The organism is Serratia sp. CY27727 (assembly GCF_052169275.1).
Lineage (GTDB): Bacteria > Pseudomonadota > Gammaproteobacteria > Enterobacterales > Enterobacteriaceae > Serratia > Serratia sarumanii.
In genome coordinates this window covers 785,614-798,382 of the sequence record NZ_JBJNLB010000001.1, presented here as the reverse complement: position 1 = coordinate 798,382, position 12,769 = coordinate 785,614, and the positions used below count along the sequence as shown (strand labels likewise).

General features: G+C 61.0%; 14 protein-coding genes. 4 read left to right on the top strand and 10 right to left on the bottom strand.

The window, feature by feature from the left end; all coding sequences use genetic code 11:
* Positions 1-349: 349 nt before the first annotated feature.
* A complete protein-coding gene (locus tag ACJ8HB_RS03930) occupies positions 350-901 on the top strand; it encodes an AAA family ATPase (protein ID WP_047571668.1) in 552 nt (183 codons plus the stop codon).
* Here the strand turns inward: ACJ8HB_RS03930 and ACJ8HB_RS03925 are convergent.
* Together ACJ8HB_RS03925 and rhtA are read right to left on the bottom strand one after the other, a co-directional pair.
* A complete protein-coding gene (locus ACJ8HB_RS03925; protein ID WP_033646871.1) occupies positions 883-1,350 on the bottom strand; it encodes a YhcH/YjgK/YiaL family protein in 468 nt (155 codons plus the stop codon). The genes ACJ8HB_RS03930 and ACJ8HB_RS03925 overlap by 19 nt on opposite strands.
* A gap of 132 nt (positions 1,351-1,482) precedes the next feature.
* Complete coding sequence (gene rhtA, locus ACJ8HB_RS03920) at positions 1,483-2,370, bottom strand: threonine/homoserine exporter RhtA (protein ID WP_094859705.1); 888 nt, start codon at positions 2,368-2,370, stop codon at positions 1,483-1,485.
* Between the two features lie 400 nt (positions 2,371-2,770).
* On the opposite strand from rhtA, the gene ompX reads away from it, so the two are divergent.
* The gene (gene ompX, locus ACJ8HB_RS03915) at positions 2,771-3,289 is read left to right on the top strand and encodes an outer membrane protein OmpX (RefSeq protein WP_033637662.1); all 519 of its coding nucleotides are present in this window, start codon (positions 2,771-2,773) and stop codon (positions 3,287-3,289) included.
* A gap of 87 nt (positions 3,290-3,376) precedes the next feature.
* Here ompX and ACJ8HB_RS03910 read toward each other — a convergent pair whose 3' ends face one another.
* Positions 3,377-4,360 (bottom strand): nitrilase family protein, encoded by a 984-nt coding sequence (locus tag ACJ8HB_RS03910; protein WP_094859706.1) that lies wholly within the window; start codon positions 4,358-4,360, stop codon positions 3,377-3,379.
* Positions 4,361-4,451: 91 nt separating this feature from the next.
* On the opposite strand from ACJ8HB_RS03910, the gene ACJ8HB_RS03905 reads away from it, so the two are divergent.
* Positions 4,452-5,324 carry a LysR family transcriptional regulator gene (locus ACJ8HB_RS03905; RefSeq protein WP_094859707.1) on the top strand — a complete coding sequence of 291 codons (873 nt, stop codon included), beginning with the start codon at positions 4,452-4,454 and terminating at the stop codon, positions 5,322-5,324.
* Between the two features lie 3 nt (positions 5,325-5,327).
* Here the strand turns inward: ACJ8HB_RS03905 and ACJ8HB_RS03900 are convergent, their stop codons facing one another.
* The 6 genes from ACJ8HB_RS03900 to ltnD form a co-directional block, all read right to left on the bottom strand.
* Positions 5,328-5,858, bottom strand: coding sequence for a GNAT family N-acetyltransferase (locus tag ACJ8HB_RS03900; RefSeq protein ID WP_033646867.1), 531 nt, complete (start codon positions 5,856-5,858; stop codon positions 5,328-5,330).
* 63 nt (positions 5,859-5,921) lie between these two features.
* Positions 5,922-7,292, bottom strand: a complete 1,371-nt coding sequence (locus ACJ8HB_RS03895) for a GntP family transporter (RefSeq protein WP_033646865.1) — start codon at positions 7,290-7,292, stop codon at positions 5,922-5,924.
* A 105-nt stretch (positions 7,293-7,397) separates the two neighbouring features.
* A complete protein-coding gene (locus tag ACJ8HB_RS03890; RefSeq protein WP_047568602.1) occupies positions 7,398-8,174 on the bottom strand; it encodes an HPr family phosphocarrier protein in 777 nt (258 codons plus the stop codon).
* Positions 8,175-8,177: 3 nt separating this feature from the next.
* Entirely contained in the window at positions 8,178-8,810 is a 633-nt protein-coding gene (gene otnC, locus ACJ8HB_RS03885) for a 3-oxo-tetronate 4-phosphate decarboxylase (RefSeq protein ID WP_033637668.1), read from the bottom strand.
* Complete coding sequence (otnK, locus tag ACJ8HB_RS03880; protein ID WP_080289896.1) at positions 8,807-10,066, bottom strand: 3-oxo-tetronate kinase; 1,260 nt, start codon at positions 10,064-10,066, stop codon at positions 8,807-8,809. Before otnK ends, otnC begins: the two co-directional genes overlap by 4 nt.
* A complete protein-coding gene (gene ltnD / locus ACJ8HB_RS03875) occupies positions 10,066-10,980 on the bottom strand; it encodes an L-threonate dehydrogenase (RefSeq protein WP_033646860.1) in 915 nt (304 codons plus the stop codon). Before ltnD ends, otnK begins: the two co-directional genes overlap by 1 nt.
* A 283-nt stretch (positions 10,981-11,263) precedes the next feature.
* On the opposite strand from ltnD, the gene ygbI reads away from it, so the two are divergent.
* Complete coding sequence (gene ygbI / locus ACJ8HB_RS03870; RefSeq protein WP_033637671.1) at positions 11,264-12,034, top strand: DNA-binding transcriptional repressor YgbI; 771 nt, start codon at positions 11,264-11,266, stop codon at positions 12,032-12,034.
* A gap of 77 nt (positions 12,035-12,111) precedes the next feature.
* Here the strand turns inward: ygbI and ACJ8HB_RS03865 are convergent, their stop codons facing one another.
* On the bottom strand, positions 12,112-12,711 hold the full coding sequence (locus ACJ8HB_RS03865; protein ID WP_047568598.1) for a hypothetical protein: 600 nt from the start codon (positions 12,709-12,711) through the stop codon (positions 12,112-12,114).
* Positions 12,712-12,769 lie beyond the last annotated feature (58 nt).

Genomic DNA, 12,769 nt, shown 5'->3' with positions numbered 1-12,769 from the left:
TATCCTCTTGATTAGTCGTTGTCCTATTTCGTTACGGGATCAATTATAGCAGGGGTATTTATTTTTGCCGCACGAAAATGGCTATTGCACAAATAGGAATGGCCGAATGGCACTATTTTTATTTGTTTTTTGTTTTTGTGTAACTTTATGAAAGTTATTATTATTTCAATTTAAGGTATTATTTATGTCAGTGAAGATTTACCCCTGTTATTTTATTTTCTGCCGGCATGCGGGTTCGGCTAAATATCTGCTTTGTTATCGGGATGTTAATTTCAAGCCTATTCAGATTGATAGCCGTAATTGATGCGGATAAAGTAAGGGAATTAACCCCGGTCTTTATTGGCGAATGATGAAAATTAACGTCGTCGGCACCAGCGGCAGCGGTAAAAGCACCCTGGCGCGTCAACTGGCGGAACGTCTTGACGTTCCCTATATCGAGATGGACAGGCTCTATTGGCGGCCCGAGTGGCAGGGGACGCCCGATGACGCGTTTCTGGCGCGGCTTGAGCAGACGCTGGCCGAAGCGGGAGGGGGCTGGGTGCTGGACGGCAACTACAGCCGCACGCAGCCGATCAAGTGGCGCGAGGTCGACTATATCCTGTGGCTGGACTACGGCTTCTGCCGCACGCTGTGGCAGGCCGTGCGCCGCGCGTGCCGGCGCGCGGCCAGCAAACGCGAGCTGTGGCCGGGCACCGGCAATCGGGAAAGTTTCCGCCGTTCTTTCTTCAGCCGCGAGTCGATCGTGCTGTGGACGATCCGCACTTACTCGAAGAACCGGCGAAAATACCTGGCGGAGATGGCCCGTACCGATGCAGGGCGCCGTTTCAAGCGCTTGCGCTCTCCCCGCCAGGCCGCCGATTTTCTACGGACGCTGCCGCAGGTTCACAGCAACAGGCGGTGATGGATCCTCACCACCGCTTTCTTGATGTGCTGCGGCCGCTGCCACAGGCAGCCGGTTTTGTGCGCTTCCATCTGGAAAAAGATCGCGAACATGCCGTGCGTCATGTGCAGCGTTTGCGGGTGGCGTTTGATGTCCAGCAGCAGAAGGTCGCTATTTTCCGCGTGGGGATGTTCGCGGTGCCAGTCGCCCGCCAGGCCGTATTCGATGCGTTCTTCGCCGCTGATCAGCAGATGCAGCGCGATGTACTCCTGATGCATTTCGGCGCGCTTTTCCGCCGCCGGTACGGTGGTCAGCGTCATCACGTCCATAAAGATGTTGTCGCCGTCAATCGGGTGATGGCCCAGCGCCAGTTCGGGCAGGTCGCATCGGCGTAACTCGGTCAGGGTTGAAACCAGCGCCGGCGCGAGTCCGCGGCCGAAGCGGGGGTTGAACAGGCTGTTGTGAATCACTGTTATTCTCCATGTGAGCGAAAGTCCAAAGAGCCTGCGATACAGGCTAAGGGGAAGTATGCCGATTTGTCACGAGGAAAACAGTTAACCCGCCTGCATTCCGACGTTGCGGTCGGCAGGCGAGTCAGGCGATCAGGAAAGGCTTTCGAGGCGCGGCTTGGGGCGAATGGTCAGGGCGGAGCCCATGGAGGCGGCGATAATCGCCGCCAGCGCCAGCCATTGCACGCCGCTCAGGTGTTCGCCGAGGAACAGCATGCCGGACAGCGCCGCCATCGCCGGTTCGAGGCTCATTAAGGTGCCGAAGGTGCGCGCCGGAATTTTGGGCAGCGCGATGATCTCCAGCGAATATGGCAGCGCGGTGGAGAGGATCGCCACCGCCAGCGCCACCGGCAGAATATCGAGGTTGAACAGCACGCTGCCGGTTTGCCAGGCGCCGATCGGGCAGAACACCAGCGCGGCGATCAAGGAGCCGAGCGCCACCGTACCGGGGCCGTGATCGCCGCCGGCCTTCTGGCCGAAGATGATATAGACCGCCCAGCAGGCGCCGGCGCCGAGCGCACAGGCGGTACCGAACGGATCGATCCCGCCCACGCCGTGGCCGAGCGGCAACAGGAACCATAACCCGGCGATCGCCAGCGCCACCCAAAGAAAGTCGATCGGCCGGCGCGACGAGAACATGGCCACCGCCAACGGGCCGGTAAACTCCAGCGCCACGGCGATGCCGAGCGGCACGGTGCGCAGCGACAGGTAGAACAGGTAGTTCATCGCGCCGAGCGACAGGCCGTAAATCAGCAGCGGCAAGCGGCTGCCGGCGACGATGCGCATACGCCACGGGCGGAAGATAATGAACAGAATCAGGGTGCCGATGAAAAGGCGCAGCGTCGTAATGCCTTCGGCGCCCACGATCGGGAACAGGCTTTTGGCCAACGAGGCGCCGCTCTGGATAGACACCATGGCGATGATTAACAGACAGATGGGCAGCAGCGCGGAGGGCGCTCTGCCGGAAGTAGATAACGACATCCTTAACGAGCCTTTTTTGCGCCGTTCCTCAGCCTTGAGAAAACGGTCGAAACGGGGATGCGAGCAGTGTAAATGAAATGGCGAAAATCTGTCTGAGAAAAGCGCGCATCGCGGTGAAATCCGCCGATCCTCGGATGAGATGTGGCGGATTTGGTCAAAAAGTGCGCTTTTTCTTAAGAATTATCTGGATATTAAATTGGTGATTTTTGTCACAGAAAGCCGTAGAATACGGCCGAAAATAGAGCGAAAAGAAGCAGATACACTGTTCTTGAAATCTTCTGTTACACGATATAAAGCTTTAGACACTCATTTCAAGGCAGAGTTTCACGCTAATTTTTGTTATATTTTCAAAGCATGAACAAATGGATGTACTTAATAATAAAACGCGTTTGAGGTGGTTATGAAAAAAATTGCATGTCTTTCCGCAGTAGCAGCTTGCGTATTAGCAGTTAGCGCAGGTACCGCATTCGCTGGTCAGAGCACCGTATCCGCTGGCTATGCGCAGGGTGATCTCCAAGGCGTTGCTAACAAGGCCGACGGTTTCAACCTGAAATACCGTTACGAGTTCGACAACAACCCACTGGGTGTGATCGGCTCCTTCACCCACCTGGAAAAAAATCGTTCTGAAAACGGTTTCTACAAGAAATCTCAGTACGATTCCATCACCGCAGGTCCAGCTTACCGCTTCAACGACTGGGCGAGCATCTACGGTGTGATCGGTGTTGGCTACGGCAAAAACATCGACAACGCCCAGGCTGGTGGTAACAAAGGTGGCAACAGCGACTACGGCTTCACCTACGGTGCCGGTCTGCAGTTCAACCCAATCGAAAACGTTGCCCTGGACGTTGGCTACGAGCAGAGCCGCATCCGCAGCGTGGACGTTGGCAGCTGGAACGTTGGCGTAGGCTACCGCTTCTAAGATTTCTTCATGCCTGCGGGCGTGAATGCGCGGCACAGGTTGCCGCGCGGATAAAAAATCCGCCTTCGGGCGGATTTTTTTTATCTGTCATTGGCCGCCGCGCCCCGTCGGCTGCGTCGAAAAGCGTGCGCTGCGGGCATCGCGCTCATAGCCTTGCGGTTCGGTCAGTAAACCGTACAGCTCGGGGCGGCGTCCGTAAATCCAGCGGCGGCCGGTGCTGAGCGGGATCAGCGTCAGATCGAGATCGGCGCTGACCATCCGGTCTTCCGCCGCCCAGGTCTCCGCCACGATGCGGCCGTAGGGATCGAGGATCATCGCATTGCCGGTGCGTACCTCATCGTCATCGCGGCCCACGCCGTTGCTGAACAGCAAAAACAGCCCGTTGTCGTGAGCGCGCGAGGGCAGCCAGCGCATCAGCCAGCCGCGGCCGTGTTCGCCGCGAAAGGCGGCTTCTATCGCCTGCGGATCTTCCGCCCGCCGCTGCCACAGCGCCTGTGGGATCGGCTTCATGCCGTGCGGGCTGCGCGAATGGGTGCCGCCGGTCTGGTGCGGGGCCATCAACACCTCCGCGCCCAGCAGCGCCGTTGCGCGCACATTCTCCACCAGATTGTTGTCCCAGCAGATCAATACGCCCACGCGCACGCCCCAGGGGGTGTCGAATACGGTATAGCGATCGCCGCTGGCGATAGCCGGGTGTTCGAAGGCGTGCAGTTTACGGTGCACATGCAGCGCGCCGTCCGGCAGGCATACGGCGTAGGCGTTGTAGCAACGGCCGTCGTCGCCCAGCTCGATCAGCCCGACGCCGATCGCCATGTTGTAACGCTCCGCCAGCGGGCGAATACGCGCCAGCGAAGGGCTGGCGGCGATCGGTTCCGCCAGCGCCCGCACTTCGGCGTCGGACAGATGGCGCACGTGCCAATAGCCGGTGATGCACATTTCCGGGAAGGCCAGCAGCTGTACCTGCTGCTCGGCCGCCTGAGCGATAAAGCGCTCAATGATCGACAGGTTGTAATTCTTATCGCTGGCGCGATGCTGGAACTGCACCGTGGCGGCGCGCAATGAGATGGTCATGGTGTCTCTCCGGTTAGGGTCTGCGTTGATTACAGCAGGTGGATTGATTACTGTATAATCAATTAAATTCCCTATTTGATAACCTGATGGAATGGACATAAAACAACTGCGCGCCTTGGTGGCGCTGGCCGAGCAGGGCAACTATCGACAGGCGGCGAGCCGGCTGTGCATCAGCCAGCCGGCGCTGAGCAAGCAGATTCAGGCGCTGGAAACCCAGCTCGGCGTTCGATTGTTCGAGCGTGGCCGACAGGGCGCGGTGCTCACCGCCGGCGGGCAGCGGCTCTACCCGGAGGCGCAGGCGCTGGTGGAACAGTACCTGCAGTTTCAGCGGCGCGCCCGGCGGGTGGCGCTCGGGGAAGCGGGGCTGCTGGCGCTGGGATTTGGCCTCTCCAGCTTTCATCTGGCGCCGCAGCTGGTGGCGGCTTTTCGCCAACGGTTTCCCGAGGTGGCGATCGGCCTGGAGGACATCCCGTCGGAGCGGCAGTATCAGTTGCTGTTACAGGGGGAGTTGCAGGCGGGGTTCGTGCGTTTGCCGGTCAATACGCCGCTGTGCGGCGTGGCAATGCTGAGTGACCGGTTGGTGCTGGCCGCGCCGGGCGCGCTGGCGCTGCGCGCCGACGATCTGATGGCGCGTTTCAATCAGCTGCCGCTGTTGCAGTTGACTCCGAAGCGCGGGCGCGGGCTGAGCGATCAGTCGCTGCGGTTTATCGCCGCTCACCGCTTGACGCCTAACGTGGTGCAGCAGGCCGGCGATATTCAGACGCTGTTGGCGCTGGTCGCCGCCGGCGTCGGCGTTGCGCTGCTGCCGCACAGCATCACGCATATCGCGCCGGCCGGCATCGATATTTTACCGCTGAGCGGCGAGGAAACGGAGTGGCAGGTCGGTATCGCCTGGGACCCGCAGCGCGCCGACGCGCTGCGGGACAACTTTGTTCAGACGGCGTTGGCGATGCAACGCGGTTAGGTTTTAGAGCGGGCAATGCATCACGACGATCGGGCTCTGGTGATACTCGCTGCGGCGGCTTTCGCTAAAGCCGACTTTTTTCGCCAGCGCCAGCGAAGCCTGGTTTTCCGGCGAGATGATGCAGACGGTTTTCTCCCCCGGCAGGTGCGTTTTACCCCAGGCCAGCGCCGCCCGCAGTGCCTCGGTGGCGTAGCCTTTGCCGTGCGCCGAACTCACCAGCGTCCAGCCCATCTCCGGCGCGTCGAGCGCCGGGGTGATATCGCGCAGGCCGTCGAAGAAGCCGATGCTGCCGAGGTACTCGCCGTTCTGTTTGTCACGCACCGCCCAATTTCCATACCCCAACAGCGCCCAGTGGCCGGCGTAGCGCATCAGGCGCCCCCAGGAGTCTTCCCGGTCGCGCGGCGTGCCGCCGATATAGCGTACCACCAGCGGATCGGCCCACAAGGCGGCCAGCGACTCGAAGTCGTCCAGCCTGTGCGCGTCCAGCCGCAGGCGTTCGGTGACAAGCGTTGGCGCGGTGTTGATTACGGTCATGTTGCTGCTCCTGCACAGGGTGAAAGGCGATGAAAAACAACGGCGTTCAGTATGCCAGAGAAATCACACCGCCAGCCACAACAGCCAGGTGAACAGAAAGCCGCTCAGGCCGAGCAGGGTGGTCAGCACCGTCCAGGTTTTCAGGCCGTCGGCCACCGACAGCCCCAGATAGCGCGTGACGATCCAAAAACCGGAGTCGTTGACGTGGGAAAGCCCCAGCCCGCCGAAACAGGTCGCCAGCGTCACCAGCACCAGCTGCAGCTGATTCAAGCCGCTGACCGCCTCCGACAACAGGCCGCCGGTGGTCAGGATCGCCACGGTGGCGGATCCCTGCGAAGCGCGCAGCGCCAGCGAAATGATAAAGGCGGCGGGCACCAGCGGCAGGCCGATGGCCGTCAGCACCTCCGCCAGCGCCTTGCCGACGCCGGATTCCACCAGCACCTTGCCGAACACGCCGCCCGCGCCGGTCACCAGGATCACCACCGCGGCGGTCGGCAGCGCAGCGCCCATCACGTCGCTGGCGTGTTGCAGGCTCCAGCCGCGGCGCAGCGCCAGGAAATAGAAGGCCAGCAGCAGGGCGATCATCAGCGCCACCGCTGGCGAGCCCAGCAGCGACAGCGTATCGCGCAGCGCCGAGCCGGCAGGCAACAGCGTGGCGGAGACGGTGCCGAGCATGATGATGGCGATCGGGATGACGATCAGCGCCGCCACCAGCCCGGCGCCGGGCGGGTTGATGCGATCGCTGAGCGGCGCTTGCCCTTCCGGACGCGGTTCCGGCGCCGCCAGCTGCAGCTGTTCCAGCACCTCTATCGATAACGGATAGGTTTTGCGGTTGAGGTAGTTGGCGGCGAAATAGCCGATCGCGCCGACCGGAATACAGATCGCGAGGCCGATGATGGTCAGCCAACCGATGTCGGCGTTGAGCAAACCGGCGGCGGCCACCGGGCCGGGGTGCGGCGGCAGCGCGACGTGGACCGTCAACATCACGCCGGCCATCGGCAGGCCGAACTTCAGCGGCGACACTTTGGCGACCTTGGCGAAGCCGTAGATAATCGGCGCCAGAATGATAAAGCCGACGTCGAAGAACACCGGAATGCCGAGGATAAACGCGGCGAGGGTCAGCGCAGCGACGGTGCGTTTCGGCCCCAGCCCCTGGCTGAAGCGCTGCGCCAGCGACTCGGCGCCGCCCGAGTGTTCGATCATGCGGCCAAGCATCGCCCCCAGGCCGATGATGATGGTCACCGAGCCGAGCACGCCGCCCATCCCGGCGGTCATCACTTTCATCACTTCACCGGTCGGAATGCCGCTGGCCAACGCCACTAGCAGACTGACCACCAACAGCGCGACAAAGGGTTGCACCTTCGCCTTGATGACCATCAATAACAGCAGCACCACGCCGAGAACGGCAATCAGCAACAGCAGAGAGGTAGACATGAAAAAAGCCTTTCGTTGGGTAAGCGTTGGGCACCGCGATCGCCGCGTGGCGATACGGGTGCGTTTCATTGTTATAAAATCGATTTCCTGGTGTCGGCGACGGCGTTAGCGGTAAGGTTTCAGCCAGCCGAGCCCGGCGGCGGTGTCGCCGCGCGGCCGGTATTCGCAACCTACCCAGCCTTGATAACCGAGCGCATCCAGCCTGTCGAACAGCCACGGGTAATTCAGTTCGCCGTCATCCGGCTCATGGCGATCCGGCACCGAGGCTATCTGGATATGCGCGTAGCGCCCGGCCAGCGTTTCCAGCAACCCGCTGATATTGCCATCTACTAACTGCGCGTGGAAAAAGTCGAACTGAATGAACACGTTCGGTCTCTCGATAGCCGCCACCGCCTCCGCCGCCTGATATTGACTGGCGAACAGGTAGTCGGGCTTGACCGGTGGGCTGAGCGCTTCGATCAGCACCTTGACGCCGTGCGGGGCGAAGGCGTCGGCGGCATAGCGCGCATTGGCGATAAAGGTGTCGAGATAACGCTGCCGGTCCGCGCCCGCGGGCACCACGCCGGCCATCAGGTGCACGCAGGGGCAGGCGAGGGCGATGGCGTAGGCCAGCGCGCGATCGATATCGGCGCGCGCATCCTGCTCGCGGCCCGGCAGCGCCGCCAGCCCCCATTCGCCGGCGGCGACATCGCCGGGCGCGGTGTTGAACAGCACCTGTTGCAGGCCGTGTTCGCGCAGTTTTTCCGCCAACAGCTCGGCGGGATGCTCGTAAGGGAACAGGAACTCCACCGCGTTGAAGCCTTGTTCGGCAGCGGCGGCGAAGCGCTCGAGGAACGGCACTTCGTTAAACATCATCGATAAATTGGCGGCAAATTTAGGCATGGGTCAGCTCCGTAATTCGGCAATTTCATCATCGGTCAAATAGCGGATCGGACGATCGCCGAGGGTGAAGATCAGCCGCGCCGCATCTTCCATCTCTTCGGTATTGTCCGCCGCCGCTCGCAGGTCTTTACCCGTCACCACCGGCCCGTGGTTGGCCAGCAAAAAGGCGCGGTGGGTGGGCGCCAGGCGGGCCAGATCCTGCGCCAGCCTTTCGTCGCCGGGGCGATAGTAGGGCACCACCGGCACCTTGCCGACGCGCATCACCACATAGGGGGTGAACGGTTTGATGGCGTTGTCGACGTCCAGCCCCTGCAGGCAAGAGAGCGCCGTGAGGTAGGTGCAATGCAGGTGCACCACCGCTTTGCATTCCGGGTTGTTCAGATACAGCGCGCGGTGAAAGCTGATCTCTTTCGACGGCTTGTCGCCGGACAGCCAGTCGCCGTTCAGGCTCACTTTAGACAGGCGGTCGGCCTGCAGCTCGCCGAGACAGGAGCCGGTCGGCGTCGCCAGCAGCGCGCCGTCCGGCAGCAACAGCGAGAGGTTGCCGGCTGAGCCGGTGGCGTAACCGCGTTGGAAAAACGAGGCGCCCAGGCGCACCATCTCTTCTCGTGCCTGCTGTTCGATGGTCGTGGTCATACTGGAAACTCCGTTTGCGCGCGCGCGAAGAAGGCTTCATCGCCAAAATTGCCTGATTTCAATGCCAGGGAAATGGCCCGATCGCTGGCGCGCACCCAGGGAACGCCGGGGGAAATGCTGGGGCCGATATGGAAGCCGCGAATGCCCAGCGCCTGCGTGACCACGCCGGAGGTTTCGCCGCCGGCGACGATAAAGCGGCTGAATCCCAACTGGCGCAGTTGCACTACCAGCTCGGCGAACAACGCCTCCACCGCCTCGCTGGCGGCGCTACCGTACTGCCGTTGCGTTTGCTGCAGCGCTTCCGGCGCTGCGGTGGCGTAGATCAGCGGGGCAAGCGCCTCCCCGGCGTGACGCTGCGCCCAATGCGCCAGCTCGGCGGCGTAGGCGGCGCGCGCCTGCGGATCGAGACAGCGGCCGATATCGATGGCCTGCGCCGCCGCGCGTTCGCGGTAGTGCGCCACCTGCCGGTTAGTCATGACGGAGCAAGAACCGGACAGCACCGCCGCTTTCTCGCCCTGCGGCGCGCCGGCCGCCTCTGCCGAACGCTCGCCGTTCTGCGCCCACTGCCGCGCCAGGCCGATCGCCAGGCCCGAACCGCCTGTCACCAGCTTCATCGTTTTCAACGCTTCGCCCTGGCTGAGCAGATGCCGTTCGTTGAGCGTATCCAGCACCGCGTAGCGCACGCCTTCCTGCGCCAATTGCCGCAGTTTCTCGCTGACCGCCCCGGCGCCGCGATCCATTTCCGCCGCCGTCACCAGCCCGCAGCGCCCGGTGGCCTGGGATTCCATCAGGCGCAGCAGGTTGCTGTCGGTCATCGGCGTGACCGGGTGATGACGCATGCCGGATTCGGACAGCAGCTGTTCCCCGACGAACAGGTGGCCCTGATAGACCGTGCGGCCGTTTATCGGCAACGCCGGAGATACCACAGTGAAACTTTCCCCCAGCGCGGCGAGCAGGGCGTCGGTCACCGGGCCGATATTGCCCTGCGCGGTGCTGTCGAAAGTGGAGCAGTATTTGAAGTAGAACTGGCGGCAGCCCTGTTTTTGCAGCCAGGCCAACGCCTGCAACGACAGTTCGACCGCCTGCTCTGCCGGGCAGGAGCGCGATTTCAGGCTGATGACCGCCGCCTGCGCACTGACCGGCGTTTCGTCTTGCGGCACGCCGTTCAACTGCACCGTCGGCAGGCCGTTTTGCACCAGAAAACTGGCGATATCGGTCGCGCCGGTAAAATCATCCGCGATTACGCCGAGCAGCATCAGATTGCCTCCTTTTTCTGCGGCAAATCGATGCCGGCAAAGATTTTGATTACCGCACTGTCGTCTTCTTTACCGTAACCGGCGTTGCTGGCGGCGGTAAACATGGTGAAGGCGGTGGAGGCCAGCGGCAGCGGGAAGTGCAGCGCCTTGGCGGTATCGGCCACCAGCCCCAGATCCTTGACGAAGATATCCACCGCCGATTTGGGCGCATAGTCGCCGTCGACCACGTGGCGCATGCGATTTTCGAACATCCAGGAGTTGCCGGCGGCATGGGTGACCACGTCGTACATCACGTCCAGCGGGATGCCGGCGCGGGCGGCCAGCGCCATGGCTTCCGCTCCGGCGGCGATGTGCACCCCGGCCAACAGCTGGTGGATGATTTTAACCGTCGCGCCCAGGCCGATCGCCTCGCCGATGCGGTAAACCTTGCCGGCGATGGCGTCCAGCACGGGTTGCAGGCGCTCGAAGGTGGCGTCGGCGCCAGCGGCCATCACCGTCATCTGGCCTTCCTCCGCCTTGGCCGCTCCGCCGGAAACCGGCGCATCCAGCATCGGCAGCCCGTAGTCCAGCAGCCGTTGCTCGATCTGTTTGGCGTCATCGGCGGAAATGGTCGAAGAGACCATCACCGCGGTGCCCGGCTTGAGCTTTGGCGCCAGGCCTTGTTCGCCGAACAGGATCTGCTTCACCTGGGCGGCGTTCACCACCAGCAGCAGCACGGCGTCCAGTTCGGCGGCGAAGTCGCGCGCGCTGGTAGACGCGTGTTTTGCGCCGGCCTGTTGCAGCGCCGCCAGCGCCTGCGGATTCAGGTCCGCCCCGTAGGTGGTCAATCCGGCGCGGAGGCACGAACGCGCCGCGCCCATGCCCATCGCGCCCAGCCCAATGACGCAGACGGCATAATTCCCTGGGTGTGTCATACTGCACTCCTGTTAATTTTAGTGATAATTTGTTTTGTTGTGTTAAATGTAAGCGCTTGACGGCCGTTTATCCGCGATCGATATCACAATAATTAACAATGCGTGAGACGAATTCTTCGTACGGTTTCTGGCCTGCATCAACATTATTGTTATGTTTTTAAATAAGTTTATGTTTTTCTGGCGTCACTGCGCGCGCCGTCACGCCGCGAAAAATTAGGGCTATCGGCGAACGAAAATTGACGTAAAATCACAATTATTATCACCGCAGCAACGAGAGGGAACCGTGATACCTGTAGAACGCCATCAACAAATTCTTGCGCTGGTATCCGAACGCGGCGTCGTCAGCATTGCCGAGCTGACCGAACGGCTGGGGGTGTCGCATATGACGATCCGCCGCGATTTGCAAAAGCTGGAGGAACAGGGCGCGGTGCAGTCGGTCTCGGGCGGCGTGCAGGCGCCCGAGCGGGTGGCGAGCGAACCTTCGCACCAGGCCAAAGAGGGGATGTTCAGCCGGCAGAAAATCGCCATCGGCCGGCTGGCGGCGCGGCAAATTCCCGCCAATAGCTGTATTTATCTGGATGCCGGCACCACCACGCTGGCGCTGGCGAAGCAGATCGGTGAACGTGACGATTTGACGGTGGTGACCAACGACTTTGTCATCGCCGGCTTTCTGATCGAACACAGCCAATGCAGAATCATCCACACCGGCGGCACTGTGTGCCGGGAAAACCGCTCCTGCGTCGGCGAAGCGGCGGCGCAGGCGCTGCGCGGTCTGTTTATCGATCTGGCGTTTATCTCCGCCTCTTCGTGGAGCATGCGCGGCCTGTCGACGCCGAACGAAGACAAGGTGATGGTAAAGAAGGCCATCGTCGAGGCCAGCCGCCGCTGCATTCTGCTCAGCGACACCTCGAAATACGGCAAGATCGCGACCTACCTGGCGCTGCCGATCGCCGCCTTTGACGCCGTCATTACCGACGAGGGGCTGCCCGCCGCCGCGCGGGAGGCAATCGAGCAAGCTGGGCTTGCGTTGCTGACGGCAGGGGAAGAAGAGTAAGAACGAACCGGAGTCAGGATGAAAGTTCGGTATCGATGCCACGTGCGGGCGGTTCACTTGCTTCAATGCCGCCGCGTTCACGCCATTCGCGGCGCCTTTGTTCCGCCCATTCTTCGTGGAAAGCTTGCATCTCTTTTTGGTGCCGTTCCTTCATGCTCATAGGGGTTGGGTGGGATTCTGCCGTTAACAGGCGGGATTTCGATGACATATAATCCGTCCTCAATAAGCTCCTGGTTGTACAAATAATGTACGCGACGCGCGTGTTTTTTCAAGAGCGAGTCATAAATTCTGGCTAATGCCGGCCTGAGCGGTACGCTGAAAACCAATCTCGCTTGGTATTGCGCAACAAAGGTGACGATCGCCAGATCAATGCCATTAATGAAGAGTTGTTCTCGTTCATATCGGCTGTACGCCATCCTGGTATAGGTATCAAATAAGGATCTGGCTACTTCGGCGCGGACTTCCAATGCTTTTACATCATACAGTTCAATGGCATACGCATTGTCCAATATTTCCGAGGTGGGATAAGCCCCAATAAGCCATTGACGCATCCTTAACGTCGCTTTTTTAAAATCAAGGTAATACGCAGCAGCAGCGCCTGCATTTTTATAAACCGTTATTCGGTATCTATACTCTGTGGCCGGTCGCGCATTGATCTCCCTCACATCAATCTCCATGATGAAATCCTTTTTACTATTATTTTTCCTATAGTTATCCCCTTTGTGACGAACCGAT

Coding starts and splice junctions, on each gene's coding strand:
- ACJ8HB_RS03905 (WP_094859707.1), top strand. CDS start 4,452: ATGGACATAAAACAACTGCGCGCCTTGGTGGCGCTGGCCGAGCAGGGC.
- rhtA (WP_094859705.1), bottom strand. CDS start 2,370: ATGTCGTTATCTACTTCCGGCAGAGCGCCCTCCGCGCTGCTGCCCATC.
- ACJ8HB_RS03930 (WP_047571668.1), top strand. CDS start 350: ATGAAAATTAACGTCGTCGGCACCAGCGGCAGCGGTAAAAGCACCCTG.
- ACJ8HB_RS03910 (WP_094859706.1), bottom strand. CDS start 4,360: ATGACCATCTCATTGCGCGCCGCCACGGTGCAGTTCCAGCATCGCGCC.
- ACJ8HB_RS03890 (WP_047568602.1), bottom strand. CDS start 8,174: ATGCCTAAATTTGCCGCCAATTTATCGATGATGTTTAACGAAGTGCCG.
- ACJ8HB_RS03900 (WP_033646867.1), bottom strand. CDS start 5,858: ATGACCGTAATCAACACCGCGCCAACGCTTGTCACCGAACGCCTGCGG.
- ltnD (WP_033646860.1), bottom strand. CDS start 10,980: ATGACACACCCAGGGAATTATGCCGTCTGCGTCATTGGGCTGGGCGCG.
- otnC (WP_033637668.1), bottom strand. CDS start 8,810: ATGACCACGACCATCGAACAGCAGGCACGAGAAGAGATGGTGCGCCTG.
- ompX (WP_033637662.1), top strand. CDS start 2,771: ATGAAAAAAATTGCATGTCTTTCCGCAGTAGCAGCTTGCGTATTAGCA.
- ACJ8HB_RS03895 (WP_033646865.1), bottom strand. CDS start 7,292: ATGTCTACCTCTCTGCTGTTGCTGATTGCCGTTCTCGGCGTGGTGCTG.
- ACJ8HB_RS03865 (WP_047568598.1), bottom strand. CDS start 12,711: ATGGAGATTGATGTGAGGGAGATCAATGCGCGACCGGCCACAGAGTAT.
- otnK (WP_080289896.1), bottom strand. CDS start 10,066: ATGCTGCTCGGCGTAATCGCGGATGATTTTACCGGCGCGACCGATATC.